The sequence below is a fragment of the Alistipes ihumii AP11 genome, from assembly GCF_025144665.1.
Taxonomy (GTDB): Bacteria; Bacteroidota; Bacteroidia; order Bacteroidales; family Rikenellaceae; genus Alistipes_A; species Alistipes_A ihumii.
Genome location: NZ_CP102294.1, coordinates 306,069 through 324,502, shown reverse-complemented (window position 1 = coordinate 324,502; position 18,434 = coordinate 306,069). Strand labels below are relative to the sequence as shown.

Annotated in this window: 8 protein-coding genes; 7 read left to right on the top strand and 1 reads right to left on the bottom strand. The window is 55.4% G+C overall.

The features are described from left to right. The first annotated feature begins 138 nt into the window (after positions 1–138). The 5 genes from NQ491_RS01320 (at position 139) to NQ491_RS01300 (ending at position 9,932) form a co-directional block, all read left to right on the top strand. Entirely contained in the window at positions 139–2,487 is a 2,349-nt protein-coding gene (locus NQ491_RS01320; protein ID WP_019245158.1) for an FtsX-like permease family protein, read from the top strand. Positions 2,488–2,490: 3 nt separating this feature from the next. Next, positions 2,491–4,791 (top strand): ABC transporter permease, encoded by a 2,301-nt coding sequence (locus tag NQ491_RS01315; RefSeq protein ID WP_081587392.1) that lies wholly within the window; start codon positions 2,491–2,493, stop codon positions 4,789–4,791. Between the two features lie 64 nt (positions 4,792–4,855). Further along, the gene (locus NQ491_RS01310; protein ID WP_019245160.1) at positions 4,856–7,150 is read left to right on the top strand and encodes an FtsX-like permease family protein; all 2,295 of its coding nucleotides are present in this window, start codon (positions 4,856–4,858) and stop codon (positions 7,148–7,150) included. A 68-nt stretch (positions 7,151–7,218) separates the two neighbouring features. Then, a complete protein-coding gene (locus NQ491_RS01305) occupies positions 7,219–7,899 on the top strand; it encodes an ABC transporter ATP-binding protein (protein WP_019245161.1) in 681 nt (226 codons plus the stop codon). Positions 7,900–8,039: 140 nt separating this feature from the next. Continuing rightward, positions 8,040–9,932 (top strand): glycoside hydrolase family 127 protein, encoded by a 1,893-nt coding sequence (locus tag NQ491_RS01300; RefSeq protein ID WP_019245162.1) that lies wholly within the window; start codon positions 8,040–8,042, stop codon positions 9,930–9,932. Positions 9,933–10,323: 391 nt separating this feature from the next. On the opposite strand, the gene NQ491_RS01295 is transcribed toward NQ491_RS01300, so the two are convergent. Continuing rightward, positions 10,324–11,883, bottom strand: a complete 1,560-nt coding sequence (locus NQ491_RS01295; protein WP_147524865.1) for a hypothetical protein — start codon at positions 11,881–11,883, stop codon at positions 10,324–10,326. Between the two features lie 938 nt (positions 11,884–12,821). Here NQ491_RS01295 and NQ491_RS01290 point away from each other — a divergent pair. Further along, on the top strand, positions 12,822–13,892 hold the full coding sequence (locus NQ491_RS01290) for an efflux RND transporter periplasmic adaptor subunit (RefSeq protein WP_259800665.1): 1,071 nt from the start codon (positions 12,822–12,824) through the stop codon (positions 13,890–13,892). A gap of 5 nt (positions 13,893–13,897) precedes the next feature. Next, positions 13,898–18,430 carry an efflux RND transporter permease subunit gene (locus tag NQ491_RS01285; RefSeq protein ID WP_019245165.1) on the top strand — a complete coding sequence of 1,511 codons (4,533 nt, stop codon included), beginning with the start codon at positions 13,898–13,900 and terminating at the stop codon, positions 18,428–18,430. Positions 18,431–18,434 lie beyond the last annotated feature (4 nt).

The window sequence follows — 18,434 nt, the reverse complement described above, 5'->3', positions numbered from 1 at the left end:
TTCCGACATACCGGCTCCCGTTGCAGCGGCAGGTTCTACGGCTTCCGGACCGCCGCTGCGATGCAGCCGCATGTTATCCGCGAATCAACGGCGCCGTATTCTTCGCATGCGGACCGAATTAAACGCACCCCGAACGACATGAACTTTCTTCCTCTTTTTCTCAAGCAACTTCGCAATTCCCGGGCCTCGACTTTATTGAACCTGTTGGGTCTGACAATCGCCCTGAGCTCTTTTATCATTCTGATCGCTCAGGTACGGTATGAACTGACCTACGACACGCATTTTCGAGATGCCGACCGGATTTTCCGGATCGAAATAGACGTGCCGACCGAACTCGGCGTTTATTCGCCGCTGTTATGCCGGCCGCTCGGCGAACGGATGCTCGCTTCGTCGCCCGACATAGAGGCCGGCGGCGTCATGGCTATCCCGCGACGCGTTTCCGTTCACGATTTCGCCAAAGGAGAGGAAGACGGAGCAGGACTTACCCTATACCGAATATCCCGCTCCATGTTCGACGTCCTCGGAACGGAAATCGTTGCGGGCGACATCGACCGGTTCGACGACCCGCAAAGAACGGTCATTCTGTCTCAGAGCGCCGCCCGCTCGATTTTCGGCTCGGCCGATCCCATCGGGAAATCCGTAGTCGTCAACGGCGACGAAACCCATCCCGGAGAAGTAATCGCCGTTTGCAGGGATTGTCCGGACAATTCGAGTTTCCGAACCAACAGCTTGTTCACGAATATTTTCGACGAGTCGATAGAAGACTACGGAGAGTTCAGCTATATTTATTTCATCAAAGCCGTGCGCACCGGCAATCCCGCTCGGATCGCAGCCGATCTCGGGCAAAGCGTCGAATCCCTGAGCGCCCGCTCTCAAGACGAAAGCGCCTTTCGAGTCCGATGCACACCCGTGTCGCAGATGCACTTCATGCGCGATATCCGTTTCGATTTCGTAGACAAGAGCAACCCGGCTACGGTCTATACGCTGCTGACGATCGCCGTACTGATCCTGCTGATCGCAATCATCAATTTCGTCAACTTCGCTACGGCCCGGCTACCGATGCGAATCAGACAGATCAATACGCGCAAAGTACTGGGCGAGTCGAACGGATCGCTTCGTCGGGGATTGCTTGCCGAGTCGGTTCTGACGGTCTTCGTCGCCTATCTGTCAGCCCTGATACTGACCGAATATCTTTCCACGACCGCCGTCGCTTCTTTGGTCAATGCGCCGATCAATCTGGCCGAAAATGCGGACGTGGCGCTGGGCACGGGGCTCGTCGCGATTGTCCTCGGAACGCTGGCCGGCTTGTATCCTGCCGCTTACAGCACTTCGTTCCCGCCCGCGATGATTCTGAAAGGCTCGTTCGGCCTTTCGGTCCGGGGGCGCAGGCTGCGGACGACGCTGATCTCGTTCCAGTACGTCGTCTCGATCGTCCTGATCGTAGCAGCCTTGTCGGTGTGGAAACAGAATCGTTTCATGCTGGCTTACGATATGGGGGTCCCCCGCGAAAACATACTGGTCGCCGAACTCGGCCGACCGGCGGCTAACTCGGCGGAAACACTCGCTCAAAAGCTGAAAACCGATCCGAGAATCGTCGACGTGACATTCGCCAACGGTCCGCTGATAGCGCCTTCGCGCATGAATTGGAGTATGCAGTACCGAAACAAGCACATCTCATTCGACTGCTATCCGGTCGCCCCGAATTTTCCGAAATTCATGGGAATCGATATAATCGAAGGGCGCGATTTTACGGCGAACGACGAACAGAAAGAGAACGCGAGTCTGATTTTCAACCGAACGGCTCAGCTGCGCGACGGCATAACCGTCGGAGACCGGATATGGGGCGACGAAATCGTCGGCATCGCCCGCGATTTCAACTTTATGCCCTTGCAGTACGCGATCGATCCGTTCGCATTCATGGTACGCGGAAAATCGTACGCATTCAAGTCCATGAATTATCTGTTCGTCAAAACCCGGACGGCGGACTATCCCGAGCTTTTCCGACATATTCGGGAGACGATCCGGCAATTCGACGGAGGATGGAACGACGACGTGCGTTTTCTGGACGAACACATCGGCTCGCTCTACCAGAAAGAAAAAGCCACCGCCCGGCAAATCACGCTGTTCTGTCTGTTGTCGGTATTCATCTCGCTCGTCGGAATTTTCGGCCTGATCCTTTTCGAAACGGAATTCAGGCGCAAGGAGATCGGACTGCGCAAGGTTTACGGCGCAACGACAGGCGAAATTCTCGGAATGATCAACATGCCCTATATCCGTCTGGTACTGATATGTTTCGCCCTCGGAGCCCCTATCGGCTATTTCGTCTCGCGCAACTGGATCGACAACTTCGCGTACCGGACCACGATCGGCCCGTGGATATTCGTGTCGACGGCCGCTATCGTACTGCTGCTTACCGTTGCGACGATCACCGTCCGAAGTTACCGGACGGCCGCCGAGAATCCCATCAAGTCAATTAAAACGGAATAAATTATGTGTGAGAACCTCTTGCGCTACTACAAGCAGAACAAGTTGGCCGTATCGCTCAGCATAGCGGGCCTGACACTCGCTCTGACCTCGTTTATCGTAATCATTGCTCAAGTCAGCTATGAACTGACTTTCGATGCGCATTACGAAAATGCCGACCGGATTTTCCGGGCGGAATATACGGACGGTACGCTCGAAGGATTGTACGAATCCGGACTCAAGCGCATGCGCGGCGACGTACTGCTTGCCTCCTCTCCCCATATCGAATCGGGAGGTATCGTATATAGCTATGGCAATACGCGAGTTTACGACGAACAGGAAGGAAAAACCGGATCGCTCGGTATCGACTTTTATCTCGTCTCGCCTTCGCTGCCCGATCTTTTTGAATTTGAAACAGTCCAAGGCGACCTGAAGCGTATCGGAGAACCGCAAGCGGCCGCTTTGTCCCAAAGCGCTGCGACTGCGCTGTACGGCCATAGAAATCCGATAGGACGCCGTTTGGTAATCGACGATGAGACTAAGGAGATCGTAGCCATATATCGGGATTTTCCGAAAAACTCCAGTTTCGTTCCCTGCAGCATCATCGGAGCTTTAGGAGATCACGGAATCGAAAACGGATATGGAGCCTACGAATATTATATCCGGGTTGATGACCCGGAGCATTTGGAAACGATACGAAAAGCGGTTAATCCGCTTTGGATCGAACAGGAACAAGACGAAACGCTGAAATTGCGTTTCACGGCTCTGCCGAAAATTCACTTCACGCACGACATGCTCTATGTCAGCCAACAGACGGCAAGCTATGCGACCGTATATTCCCTGTTGACGATCGCCGTATTGATCATACTGATCGCGATGATCAATTTCGTCAATTTCACCGTGTCCCGAATCCCGTCCCGCATTCGTCATATCAATACCCAAAAGATTCTCGGCGAAACCAATGCGAGGCTCCGACTGCGTTCTATCGCCGAGTCGGTCGTTTTATCGCTCGTTTCATTATTCCTCGCTCTGCTGCTCGCCCGATATTTGTCGACGACCCGGGTAGCTTCGCTGGTCGACGCGTCGATTGATCCGCTATCGAATCTCCGACTGATTTTCTATGGCATACTAGCCTCGCTCGGTGCGGGGATCATCGCAGCCCTGTACCCTGCCTTTTACAGCACGTCGTTCCCTCCGATTTTCGCACTCAACGGATCGTTCGGCCTTTCACGCAAAGGAAAGATCATGCGAATCATGCTGATATCGTTTCAGTACGTCGTTTCGATCGCGCTGATCATAATCTCTCTCTCGATCGGCGAGCAAAACCGATACATAAGGAATTTCGATATGGGATTCAGACGGGACAATATTCTGACGACCCGACTGTCGTTTCAATTCGACCGGCAAGACGCTCTTGTAGAAAAGCTGAAGAGCAATCCCGATATCCTCGACGTCACTTTCGCTTGGGCCCAACCGGTACTCGAGTCCCGACCGTATTGGTCCATAGATTACAAAGGGGAAAACTTTCGCTTTGACTGGTATCCCGTTGCGCCGAATTTTCTGTCGTTCATGGGCATTCCGATACGGGAGGGGCGCAATTTCAGCGATTCGGACAAGAAACACCCGAATGGACATTTCATCTTTAACCGAACGGCCCAGTTGCAACGAAACGTGTCGGTAGGCGACCGTATTTCGGACATCGAAGTGATTGGAATAGCGGAAAACGTTCATTATCAGCCATTGCAATATGCGGTTAGTCCTCTTGTCTACTATGTCAGCGGAAATATGAAATTGACACACATGTTCGTCAAAGTCCGAACGACGGATATCCCCGAAATTTCGGCCTTCATACGCGAAACGGTCCGCTCGTTCGATCCCGATGCCGACGCGGACATACGCTTCCTCGACGAAAATATCGGCGCCCTCTATCAGAAGGAGGACCGACTCGCCGCGATGCTCACGCTGTTCAGCCTGCTGTCGGTCGGCATCTCGATCGTCGGCGTTTTCGGGCTGATCCTGTTCGAGACGCAGTTCCGCCGCAAGGAGATCGGACTGCGCAAAGTCTACGGCGCGACCATCGGAGAAATTCTGCGCATGTTCAATAAGCGCTACATGAGAATCGTGCTGGCATGCTCCGTCGTGGCGATTCCGGCCGGCTGGTACGTCGTCGACCGCTGGCTCGAAAGCTTCGCGTACCGGACACCCGTAAAGTGGTGGATTTTCGCCGTTGCGGTGGGAAGCGTCGCGCTCGTCACCGTGCTGACCATTACGCTGCAAAGCTATCGGACCGCTACTGAGAATCCGGTCAGGTCGATCAAGACCGAATAGCAGCCTACCCTGCCGATATGAAAACTACGATCAAACGACCTAAAACCGAATAACTCTCTGTCTTATGAGACACACATTCAATCTCAAGTTTTTTCTGCGCTTTCTGAACCGTCACCGACTCTATACGGCGATCAACGTGTTCGGATTCTCCGTGTCGCTGATGTTCGTGATTCTGATCGCGGCCTATGTAGCCAAAGAACTGTCGGCCGACCGTCATCACGTCAACGGCGACCGGATCTACCGGTTCGAGCATCAAGACTTCGCCTACAGCGCTTATGCGGCAGGGCGAGTGCTTCAGGATCGTTTCCCGGAAATCGAAAGTTACTGCGTCGTCTCTTACGAAAACAAGACGTTACGTATCGGCGAGGAATATATGCAAGTAGCGGTCGACTGCGTCGACTCGTCGTTCTTCCATATGTTCACGATCGAACTGGAGCAAGGCGATCCCCGTCACGTGTTGGCGACCCGGGACGGCGTCGTCATCAACAGCAAGTTCGCCAAAACGCTCTTCGGCGAAGAATCGCCGATGGGCAAGGTGCTCGACATCGACGACCGGCAACTGACCGTCACAGGCGTATTCGCCGACTTCCCGTACGGCATATTCCGCACTCCGCAATTGATTACAAGCATTTTCAATACGGATAACCTTTGGTGCATAGAATCTTATATGGATTGCCATTCATGGGAATTGTTCCTGATGGCACGCCGGAACGCCGACTTGCCGGCCAAAACCGAACCGATCCGGCAATGTATCAAGGAAACCGGCGACTACGCTTTCTCGCACGATGAAAAAGCGATACTCCGGCCGATGAAGGATATTTTCTTCGACGGTTTCCATTTTCAGAACGGAGGCAATAAGAAGTTCGTCCTGATTCTGGCGGTCGTCGGACTGCTGATCCTCGTTTTCGCCGTCATCAACTATATCAACCTGTCGGTGGCCCAAACCGGTTTCAGAGCCCGCGAGATGGCCATGCGGCGCATGCTGGGCGGAACGCGACGGCAACTGTACTCGAGCATCGTGGCCGAATCGATTCTGCTGTGTCTGTTTTCGTTCTTGCTGGCTTTGCTGTTCTCTGTGGCTGCGGAAAATGCCTTTGGCTGGCTGGTCCGTACGGACGTTTCCGTCCGGGAAGCGATCGATCCGTACACGGCGGCGGGCGGTCTGCTGTTCATCCTGTTGCTGGGGATCGTTTCCGGAAGCATTCCAGCCGCGCTGATCTCAAGCTACCGGCCGATCGAAGTGATGAAAGGAACGTTCCGGCAGAAAACCAAAATGGTTTACAGCAAGATTCTGATCGTGTTCCAGTATTTCATCACGATCGCGCTGATCGGCTGCACGCTCGTGATGATCCGCCAAATCCGGTTCATGCTCCGCTTCGATATGGGCTACGGGACCGAAGCGCTCATTCAGGCCGACGTTCCCGGCAATCTGATGTCGAGCTACGCTCCGCTGAGAAACGATCTGATGACAATCGGCGGAGTGGAGAGCGTGTCGCTGGCGACTTTCACTCCTTCGTCGGGCGGTAACAACGACACGGATCCGTCGGACCCGGACCATCCGATCAGTTATCAGGTTTTCATGGGCGATACCGCGTTCATTCGCACCTGCGGATTCGAGATCGTCCGGGACAACGACGCGCGAACCGACCAGGGGACATGGCTGAACGAAGAAGCGATCCGAGCGAACGGACTGACCGTCGATGCGGATGAGTTCAGCAAAAATCACATCCCGATCGCCGGCGTCCTGCGCGATTTCCGCTTCAGGGACCTGAGCCAACCGGTAGGCCCCGCAAAGGTGTATGTCGTTGGCGACGACAATTATTGCATGAACGTTCTGGTACGCATCAGCACGGCCAACGATCCGGCGCTCACGTTCCAGCAGGTCAGCCAAACGATCGAAAAGCATACGGACGGACGGCCTTTCTCGTGTCACTTTACCGATCAACTGATACGCGACTGGTATGAAAACCAGTTGAGAACAGCCAACGCCGTCGGTTACCTGACTCTGATCGCTATTCTGATCGCCGCGCTGGGACTGCTGGCCATGTCGACCTACTATATCCGTCAACGCTCGCAGGAAATCGCCATGCGGAAGGTGTACGGCTCGACGAACGCCGAGGTGCTGCGGCTGCTGATCGCGGGTTTCATGAAAATGGTCGCCGTGGGATTCGTATTGGCCGTGCCTGTCACATGGTATATCATGCGCGAGTGGCTCAGCGCCTACACCGAACGCATCGCTATCGGCTGGCTCACGTTCGCCGCCGCCGGACTGACTGCCGCCGCGATCGCGCTTCTGACCGTCTACTGGCAGAGCTGCCGGGCCGCCAACGCCAATCCGGTCGACTCGGTGAAAAAATAATGGGCAAAGAACTATCCGATAGTTTACACCAATAAATTATATTCAATTAACCTCAAAAAAATCGTACCATGTTAAAAGTCGAAGAACTGAGCAAAAGTTTCCGTACGGAAGAGATCGAAACGATCGCGCTGAACAAAGTGTCGTTCGAGGTGCAACAAGGCGAGTTCGTCGCTGTCATGGGTCCCTCGGGCTGCGGCAAATCTACTCTGTTGAATATTCTGGGCCTGCTGGACAATCCGACTTCGGGCAAGTATTTCCTGCTCGGCAAGGAAGTCGGTACGCTGAAGGAGCGCGACCGGACGCTCTACCGCAAGGGAAAGATCGGTTTCGTGTTTCAGAGCTTCAACCTGATCGACGAACTGAACGTCTACGAAAACGTGGAACTTCCGCTGATCTACCTGAGAGTCAAGGCTGCCGAAAGAAAAAAAATGGTCAATGCCATTTTGAACCGAATGAACATCAGTCACCGTGCGCGCCATTTTCCTCAGCAACTGTCGGGAGGCCAACAGCAGCGAGTCGCCATCGCCCGGGCCGTCGTATCGAACCCGAAACTGATTCTGGCCGACGAGCCGACCGGTAATCTGGACTCGAAAAACGGCAAAGAGGTCATGGCTCTGCTGACCGAGCTGAATAAAGAAGGTACGACGATCGTCATGGTGACTCACTCCCAGCACGATTCGACGTTCGCCCACCGAGTGCTGAACCTATTCGACGGCGAACTCGTTACCGACGTGAAGGCTTTCATGTAAGCTCTCCGCCGGTGGATTTTTCCCAAACAGGCCGCAGCGAAAACTGCGGCCTGTTTGGGAGTTGTCCTGCCGAAACGGCTTACATCGATTTTTTCACTATCTTTATCGTTCGAATCAAACATTTCACAACCCGAACGATCATGAAAAAACAACTGCTGACCGCCGCGATCCTTTGCTGTCTTGTTATCGCCGGATCGACGGCCGCCCCGAAATCCGCGAAGAAAAAACCGAAAATTCCCGTTTCGCGGGTACAAACGCATATGGACGGCTATCTGGGCGATCGGATCGACGCTTGTATCCGGGTCCGCGTATGCAGCGAAGACCCCGATCTGCTGGTCGCTCCGATGCGCCGGCAAACGGAAACCAGCCTGTGGCAGTCCGAATTCTGGGGTAAATGGACTCTCGGAGCCATCGCATCCTACCGTTACAACAAAGATCCCGAGCTGTTGCGCAAAATAGAGGGCGGAGTCGAATCGCTGCTCGCCGCCCAGCAACCCGACGGATACATCGGCAACTACGCGCCGGAGGCCCAACTGACCAACTGGGACGTGTGGGGCCGCAAGTACACCATGCTCGGTCTGCTCGCCTACTACGACCTGACGGGCGACAAGAAAGCGCTCGACGGGGCGGTACGTCTGGCCGATCATCTGCTGACGCAAATTCCGGCCGTCAGGCAAATCGAGCGGACAGGCATTTACCGGGGCATGTCGTCGTGCTCGATTCTGGAACCGATCATGCTGTTGTACAACCGCACGCTGGACGAAAAGTATCTCGACTTCGCGCGGTATATCGTCGATCGTATGGAATCGGCCGACGGACCGCAACTGATAGCCAAGGCGCTCGACGGCGTTCCCGTGTCGGAACGCTTCCCGCTCGACGATCCGTCTCGGGGATGGTTCGTTTGGGAGAACGGACAGAAAGCCTACGAGATGATGTCGTGCTACGACGGACTGCTCGAACTGTATAAGGTTACGAACGATCCCCGCTATCTGAAAGCGGTCGAGGCGACCGTGACGAGCATCATCGCCGACGAGATCAACATTGCCGGATCGGGGAGTTCGTTCGAATGCTTTTACAAGGGAAAGGCTCTCCAGACGGAACCGGCCTATCATACGATGGAGACCTGCGTCACGATGACATGGATGAAACTGTGCTACGATCTGCTCCGACTGACCCGCAATCCGCTTTATGCCGACCAGATCGAGCGAAGCGCCTACAACGCGCTGGCCGCCTCGATGAAGGAGGACGCCTCGCAAATAGCCAAGTACAGCCCGCTCGAAGGCGCGCGGTCGGCCGGCGAAGAGCAGTGCGGCATGCACGTCAACTGCTGCAATATGAACGGGCCCCGCGCTTTCGCTTTGCTGCCCGAGGCTGCCGTAACCGACTACGGCGACGAACTGTTCGTTAACCTGTATGGTCCCATGTCGTCGACCGTCAGACTCGACGGAGGCGAGGTGCTGCTCGAACAAGCGACGAGCTATCCCGAACAAGGCGATATCGAGATCATGATCGACCCGCGCAAAAGCTTCGAGTTCACCGTTTCCCTGCGCATACCGGCATGGAGCGCCGTCTCGATGGTCACGGTCAACGGCCAGTCCGTGGACGGCGCGACTCCCGGCGAATACCTCCGCCTCAAGCGGAGATGGGAAGCCGGCGACCGAATCGGGGTGAAGCTCGATATGCGCGGCCGGCTGATCCGTCGGGGAGGATTTCAGGCGATCGAGCGCGGACCGGTCGTATTGGCCCGGGACACGCGTTTCGGGGACGGTTTCGTCGATGAGACAGTCGTCGTTCAGGCAACGGACGGTTTCGTGACGCTGCTGCCTGTCGAGGAAAAACCCGAGAAAATGTGGATGGCGTTCACCGCCCCGATGATCTTGGGGACCGACCTCGAAGGCGAGCTGGCTGAGCCGCGCCAGATCATGCTGTGCGATTTCGCCTCGGCAGGCAATACTTGGAACCGAAATATCCGTTACCGGGTATGGCTCCGCCGGACGCTTAACCTGATGAAACCCGACGGCAACGAACGATAAACGCTCTCGTATTCAGTTCCCGCAGAATGCTTTCGTAGAGACAAGACCGTTATTTGTCATAGAGATGCCGGACCGTACGAGTCCGGCATCTTTATGTTTCTTCATGCGATTGAACGTAAAATGCACATATAGCCGTTAGGAACGACATATCGACTGACGATAAAATCAATCGATACGTCGCCTCCGCAGACGGGATCGGTACGAGTCGCCTCGCTTCCTGTCGTGAATGCGAACCACAGACAGGACAATACTGTCCGGTCGCGGCTAAAAGGAGAAAACCATTTTCCGGCTCAGACTCAGCCGATCGCAAAGCGCCATTTCCCCGTTTCGACAAGAAAAAGGCCCCGATTTCAGTCGGGGCCTTCCAATCTAAATATCTCCTTATACAGACCTATATTTGAGACAGCGTCCCTTCGAACTCACCCGAAACAGTATGAGGCGTTTCGGCATTATCTTTCAACTCGAAACGCAAATGAATCGCATTCGTTTCGGCATCGAAAGAAAGAACTTCCACCTCTCCGTCCACCAGAGGATTATTGGTCGCATAATTGGTCACGTACCAGCAACCGTAGCGGATCATCGGATTCGTATCGGTCTTGATGGCAAATGCGGCGACTGATGCTTTGCTCAGCGAAGCAAATTCGCTCGGATAACGGTTCATCATGGGATACTTCCCTACCGGCAGTGTCTCTCCGTCAGACTTCGTTTTGTCGACGATAAGGCCGAGATCGATGCAATTCATGTAGTTATTATCGCTATAAAGCTGGATATATACGTAATCGAAATCGGGATATTCATAGAAGAACGAAGGCCAGAAAGTCAGGTATCCCTCGGTAGGCAAAAGCGTAACCGTCACATCCTCGGCCAGCTCGCTCTGAGGAAGTTCCAACTCGTCGGCCGGCCGGCCTTCCGAGGAAAGATTGTCGACGACGAGCGCTCCCGAATATGAAAACTCGAGTTCCGTACCGTCCTGAAGCTCCAACCTGCCATTCACGTCGAACATTTTGTTCTCCTTTTCCTCGACGGTAAACTCTCCGCCCGTTACAAGCGAAATTTCCTGATTCTGAGCATCGGACAGTTTCATAACGATCGAACCGCTCAAATTCTCGCCGTCAATTTCACCGGGATAAAACTTGCCTGCGACGAATTCCCCGTCAGCGGCCATGGTATAAGTTCCCGCTTCGATCTCCAACGACGCCAAATCGGTCACGGGCGAACCGCTCAGCATGAGATACAGATACTCGACAGGAGGATTTTCATCCATCACGCCTTTCGTCGAAAAACGTATCTGATAGGATGCGATCTGTAGTTCGCTGTCGGTTCCGTAATAACTGCCCACAGCACTCTGATAGGAAATCGTTTGCGGAGGAATCGGCACTAAATTCTCGATCTCGATAACACCGCTGTAGCGCACTTCCACCTGTGAGCCGTCCGAAAGCGTAAAAGAGCCTAAAAGCGTATAGCTCGAACCCGAGCGCACGACAGTCAGTTGACCGGTGCTGATCAACAGAGCGGCCGAACCGCTTCCGAAATAGGAACCGCTGGGCGTATCCCCTGCTTTTGCACCCTGGGCTATTTGGCCCGCCGTCAATGTCGATGACTGAACTACGGAATAAGTCCCTGCAGCGATCGTCAGATCGTTCACATCACTGACCGCTCCGGTCGCAAGCGTAATGACCAGCGGCTCATAACTCGCCGAAGAGGCAGAGCTAAGGCTTATGCGAAACAGAGCCATCTGCTCCGTACCTTCCAGATAACTGCCGGAAGCATTCTGATAAGCCACTTCGACAGGCAAAGCAGGTCCTTTCTCATCGTCGTCGCATGATACTGAAAAAAGCGCGCAGCCGATCAGCAATGCCCCATAGATAAACTTTTTCATAACGTCATAAATTTGATGAATAGTAAGATAATACAAATATAACAAAATTTCAAATTTTAAAAAGCCGATCAAACTTTCTCAACCCAGTAAAACGTTCTGTTCTCCCCATATTCGGACGAACCGAACGGAGCACGGGCTACCTCCCCTCCCCTCGCAAAACGGCCGGCAGACCGTTATGAGCATTTCACTTTACCGTTATTTCGTTATGTCATTCTTTTCGGCTACGAACAACAACGGGGAAATACCCCGGCGCTTTCCGGGAAATGCTCGGGGAAGGAACCGATTGCATGCGGAACATCGGAAAACGCGCCTCGACCCACACGCATTGATCGGGAAGGAACAATATTGTTACAGCCGAACGCACATAGACTGCCGTTGCCAAAACTCCGATATCACCAACATCTTTATCATGACTATTTTCCATTTCTCCGCCCTGAATTGCACGGGATTTTTCTCTCAACCGTCAAGTTTCCGCCGGAGATTCTGCCCGAGAAAAAATAGCAACCGCACTTCGAGAAACACATATGCCTCAATTTTACATATCGGATCAAATACGGTCTTCTTATATCAACATATGCATATTGACGAAAGCATACTCGTAGTAACACTGTGAACAAAGACAAAGACAAACACAGATTACAATTTGAAACAGCAAACCGCATATCCTCAATTTTGTAATATAACCAAAATAGAAACAATAAGAGAATATTTTCTACAAACAGCGGATCATTGGCATACGTACTTTGAGTTCAAAATCAATCGGTTAATACTGAAATGCAAATCCTTTCCAAACAGAATACATCAAGATTTATCCTCCGTTTTTCCTCTATTTTTTCAGACGATATCTTTTTTTTAGAAAATCGTGCACAGGCTAAAAATCGGGGGAAGAAGCCTCGAAATCGGCATTTCGACTCGCCGAACGGTATGTTTTTTGACGAATCGGCAGAACAAAATTCGATTCCATGAAAAATGTCCGTACCATTTTCTTATTTCCGATTATCTCCGCTGTCATGATCTGGGGATGCCGTCAAGAAAAAAGCGTATCTTCTCCTCCGCTCCGCTTGCCGGTCGCCGAAGTCATCGCCGGGGACGTCCCGGTTACGATGAGTTTCGTGGGGCAGACTTACGGACGCAACGACATTTCGATTCAAGCGCGGGTCAGCGGCTTCCTCCGCAGCATCCATTTCAAGGAAGGCTCGTTCGTCCGCAAGGGCGAGTTGCTGTACGTGATCGAGCCGCAGCCTTACGAAGCGCAAACGGCCCGCAGCACGGCCGCAGTCCGGCAAGCCGAAGCGGAAATGATCGCCGCCAGACAGAACTACGACCGGGTCAAACCGCTGGCAGAGACCAGCGCCGCCAGCAAAAGCGATCTGGACCAGGCCGTAGCTCGCCTCTCGGCCGCCCGCGCCTCGCTCAACGCAGCCCAAGCCTCGCTCGACTACACACGCATAGAGCAGGGCTATACGCGCATCTCCTCTCCGCTCAACGGCATTATCGGCCGAACGCTGGCCCGCGTGGGAGACTATGTGGGCGAAGGGTCTCAGTACACCGTTCTGAACACTGTCTCGCAGGTCGATTCCATACGCGTTCTCTTTTACATACCGGAACAGACCTATTACGACATGCTCAGCCGGGACAGAACCCGGATGTACGATATTACGCTACGTATCGCAGGCAATGTCGTCTATCCGCAGAAAGGCCGTTTCGACTTCATCGGCCGGGCCGTCCAACAACAAACCGGATCGCTGGATGCGCAGGTCACGTTTCCCAATCCCGACACGCTGCTCCGGCCGGGACAGTTCGCCCGGATCGAGGTCGTGGCCGACACGGTTTACGGAGCGCTCCTGATTCCACAGACGGCCGTCGTCCAGACGCAGAACGTATATAGCGTCTACGTGCTCGACAAAGACAACCGCGCACGGCAGCGGATCGTCACGCTCGGAGGGACGTACGGCGACCGACGGATCGTCACTTCCGGAGTGAACGCCGGCGAACGGATCGTCACCTCCGGATTCCATAAACTGCGCGAAGGGGCTGTCGTCGAGCCGGATCCGACGGCCGATTCAACCGTAAAGCATTGAAAAATATGGGAAATATCTTCGTCAGACGTCCGATCTTCGCAATGGTCATAGCCATTATGATCGTCGTGCTCGGACTGATCGCCATACGGAACATGCCGATCGAGCAGTATCCGGACATCACCCCGCCCGTGGTCGAGGTATCGGCCGAGTATCTCGGAGCCGACGCGCTGACGATCGAACAGAGCGTCGCCACGCCGCTCGAAGAAAGCGTCAACGGCGTGAGCGACATGATCTACATGCAATCGACCAACTCGAACAACGGCAGCATGTCGCTGCAGGTGTCGTTCGCCGTCGGCACGGATCCCGACATGAATACGATCTTCACGCAGAACCGCGTATCGTCGGCCACGCCCATGCTCCCGCAGGTCGTCATCAAGCAAGGAGTCACGACCGAGAAAACGATGAGCAGTTTCATTCAGGTACTGTCGCTCTACTCGGACGGCAGATACGACGAAAACTTCTTGGGCAATTACGCGATCCTGCATATCAAGGACCGGCTGGCGCGGATCAACGGTGTGGGAAGCGTCCAGGTCATGGGCGGAGGCGCCTATGCGATGCGCATTTGGGTCAAGCCCGACCGAATGGACTATCTGGGAGTGACCGTCGCCGACATCGCTTCGGCCATCGAACAGCAGAGCGAGGTGATACCCGGCGGCCAGCTCGGCGCCGAGCCTAACGACGGCTCGGTCCAGTTCACCTATACGGTACGCATGCCGGCCCAGTACAACACGGTCGAGCAATTCGAGCGGATCGTTCTGCGCGCCGAGCCGGACGGGTCGCTCGTGTATCTGAAAGACGTGGCCGACGTCGAGTTGGGCTCGCAGACTTACGACGTCTACTCGACCTACCAGCAACAGCCCTCCAGCATGATCATGATCAACCAGTCGCCGGGCAGCAATGCCGTCGAGGTAGGTAAGGAGGTCAACGCCGCGATGCGGGAGCTCTCGCAGTCGTTCCCCGAGGGAATGCACTATCACACGATCGTCGACTCGACCCGGACGATCCTGCTCGGCATCCACGATATCGTCGTCACGCTCGCTCTGGCACTGCTGCTGGTCGTCTTGGTCATCTACCTGTTCCTGCAGAACATTCGGGCCACGATCGTGCCGATCATCGCGATTCCGGTCTCGCTGGTCGGGGCATTCATGGTCTTTCCGCTGTTCGGCTTTTCGATCAACGTCTTCTCGCTGCTCGGTCTGGTGCTTGCCATCGGCCTGGTCGTCGACGACGCGATCGTCGTCGTGGAAGCGGTGCAGGTCAACATCGAAAAAGGCATGAACGGGAAAGACGCGACGATCGCCGCGATGAAAACGGTAGCCTCCCCGATCATTGCGACGACCACGGTACTGATGGCCGTCTTTCTGCCCGTCGGCCTGATGCCCGGAGCGGCCGGCAAGCTGTACGGACAGTTCGCCATCACGATTGCCATCAGCGTCGCGCTGTCGGGTATCAATGCCCTGTCGCTGAGCCCTGCGCTCTGTTCGATCCTGCTGCGACCTCAGAGCGGGAAAAAAAACAAAGGATTTTTCGGCTGGTTCAACCGCCGTTTCGGCCGGAGCGTAGACAGCTACCTGAAAACCAGCAAAATCATGGTTCGACACAGCGCCCGAACACTGATTTTCATCGCGATATCCGTCATAGCCGTGCTGCTTCTGCTGAAAACGGTTCCCACCGGATTCCTGCCCAACGAGGATCAGGGCTATCTGATGGCGGACGTACAGCTGCCGGAAGCCGCCTCGCTGAACCGGACCAAGGAGGCGATCGACCGGATCAACTCCATCCTGCGCCGGAACGACAACGTTCAATCGGTGACCTCCGTTGCCGGATTCAGCGTTCTGTCGGGCAACCAATCGCCGAACAGCGGCCTGATTTTCATCCGACTGAAAGACTGGAGCCAGCGCAAGATGACGGCCGGGCAGATCACGACCCGGCTCAACGAGCAGCTCTACTATGAGATCAACTCGGCTCAGGTATACACGTTCGGACCTCCCTCGATACCGGGACTGGGCCCCGGCTCCGGCTTCACGATCATGATCCAGGACAAAGGCGGCAACACGCCCGGCTATCTGGCCGACTATACCGATCGCTTCATAGCCGCCGCCCGGCAGCGGCCCGAAATAGCGACTATCAGCACGACCTTTCAGGCCGACGAGCCCCAGAAGGCCATCTCGATCGACAACGAGAAAGTGCTCAAGGCCGGCATCTCGCTCGACGAGCTGCACTCGCAGATCAGCTCGTATCTGGGCGGCATGTACGTCAATAACTTCAACCGTTTCGGCCGCATGTACCAGACTTACATTCAGGCCGAGGACGAGTACCGGCTCAACGAGTCGAAGCTGGACATGTTCTATCTGACCAACGACCGAGGCGAAAGCGTGCCGCTGTCGGCCTTCATTACCGTGAGGGACACGACGGGACCGCAGTTTACGAATCGCTTCAACCTGTACCGGGCCGCCGGCGTGACGGGACTCCCGGCGTCCGAATATTCGACGGCTCAGGCCATGAAGGCACTGGAAGAAGTCGCCGAGGAGGTGCTTCCCTCGGACATGGGCTACGCTTGGAGCAACATGTCGTATCAGGAAGCGCAGAAAAGCGGAGCAGGCACGGTATTCCTGTACGCGGTCGTCTTCGTTTTCCTGATCCTCGCAGCGCTGTACGAAAGCTGGACGCTTCCGCTCAGCATTCTGCTGGGTATTCCTTTCGCGGTATTCGGGGCTCTGGCGTTCACTTATCTGGGACACCTGTTCAATCCGGTCTACATCAACGACATCTTTCTGCAAGTATCGCTCATCATGCTGATCGGACTAGCAGCCAAGAATGCGATTCTGATCGTCGAATACGCGCGCGACAAGTTCGACGAGGGAATGGACCTGCAACAAGCCGCGCTGGAAGGAGCCAAGCTGCGTGTCCGCCCCGTCGTCATGACGGCCGTAGCCTTCCTGATGGGCGTGCTTCCGCTGATACTGGCCACGGGAAGCAATGCCGTCGCCCGCAACATCATGGGCCTCGCGCTTTTCGGAGGCATGCTGGTCGCTACGGTCATCGGGCTGTACGCCTACCCGGCCCTGTTCGTACTCGTCGGCCGCATGAGCCGATACGAGCAGAAACGAAAAACGAAAAACGAAAAACGAAAAGTCATGAGAAATCCGAAATACCTTCCTCTGCTCCTCGCCTCGGCAGCCCTGTTCGGCTGCACGGTAGGCCCGCGGTTCGAGCCCCCTGCGGTCGCAATTCCGCAGCGCTACATCGGTCAGGCATCCGATGCGGCCTCGGACCTCGGGTGGTGGGAACTGTTCAACGACACGACGCTCGTCAGGCTGGTCTCGACCGCCCTCAGAAATAACCGCAACATAGCCGTAGCCCTGTCGCGCGTCGAGCAGGCCCGGCTCACGCTCAAGGCCACGAAAGCGAGTCTCGGACCTTCGGTCGGATACGGTCTCGATGCCCAGTACGGCACCGAGTCGTACGTGGGCCTGACCACCGACAAGCCGGAACAGAGCTACATGATCAAGCCGACGATCAGCTGGGAGGTGGATCTGTTCGGCAAAATCCGCCGGATGAGCGAAGCCGACCGCGCTCAGATGCTTGCAACCGACCGGGCAGCACAGGGCGTGATGGTTTCGCTGGCGGCCGAGGTGGCGACGACTTATTTCGACTACCTGCAGTACGAATATGCCGAATACATTTCACGCTCCACGCTGCGATCCCGCGAAGATACCTACCGGCTGATGGAATCGAGCTACCGAGCCGGCACGATCAACGAAATGGAGCTGAGCCAAAGCAGAGCGGCCGTCGCAACGGCACAAGCCGCCATCCCCCGGTTCGAGCGAGCCCGGCAACAAGCGCTCCACGCGCTCAGTCTGCTGCTCGGGCAAAACCCGTCCGACGATCTGATCGGAAGACACGCGTCGCTCGCCGAGCTGGATATGCCGGAGGAAATTCCGGCGGGCCTGCCGTCCGATCTGCTCGAGCGAAGGCCGGACATGCAGGAAGCCTACTATCAGGTCATGGCCGCGAACGCCGAGATCGGAGTGGCCCAAGCCATGCGCTTCCCGAGCATCGCGCTGACAGCCAACGGAGGAACGCTCAGCGACGACGTCTCCCGGCTGTTCGGCAGCAAGTCGTACCTATGGTCGGTAGCCGGAAACCTGACCGGCCCCGTCTTTCAGTTCGGAGCCAACAAAAGGCGCGTGCAGATCGCAAGGGAAAAGCACAGGGAAAGCGTGCTCAATTACGAGCAATGCTACTTGCAGGCGCTTCGCGAGGTAGAGGATGCGCTGACAGCCGTCAACACCTACCGCGCCCAGATCGAAGCGATGAAAACGCTCGTCCGGTCGGCCGAGCGCGCCGATACGGTAGCCATGCAGCGGTACCGAGGCGGACTGACCGATTATCTGGACGTGCTCGACGCCGAGCGCACGCTGTTCGAAGCGCAAACCGACTATGCCGATGCGGTCGGCAGCGCGATGAGCAGCTACGTAACGCTATACAAAGCTCTGGGCGGGGGAATTACCATGCCTGCGACGGAGGCGAACTGACCCG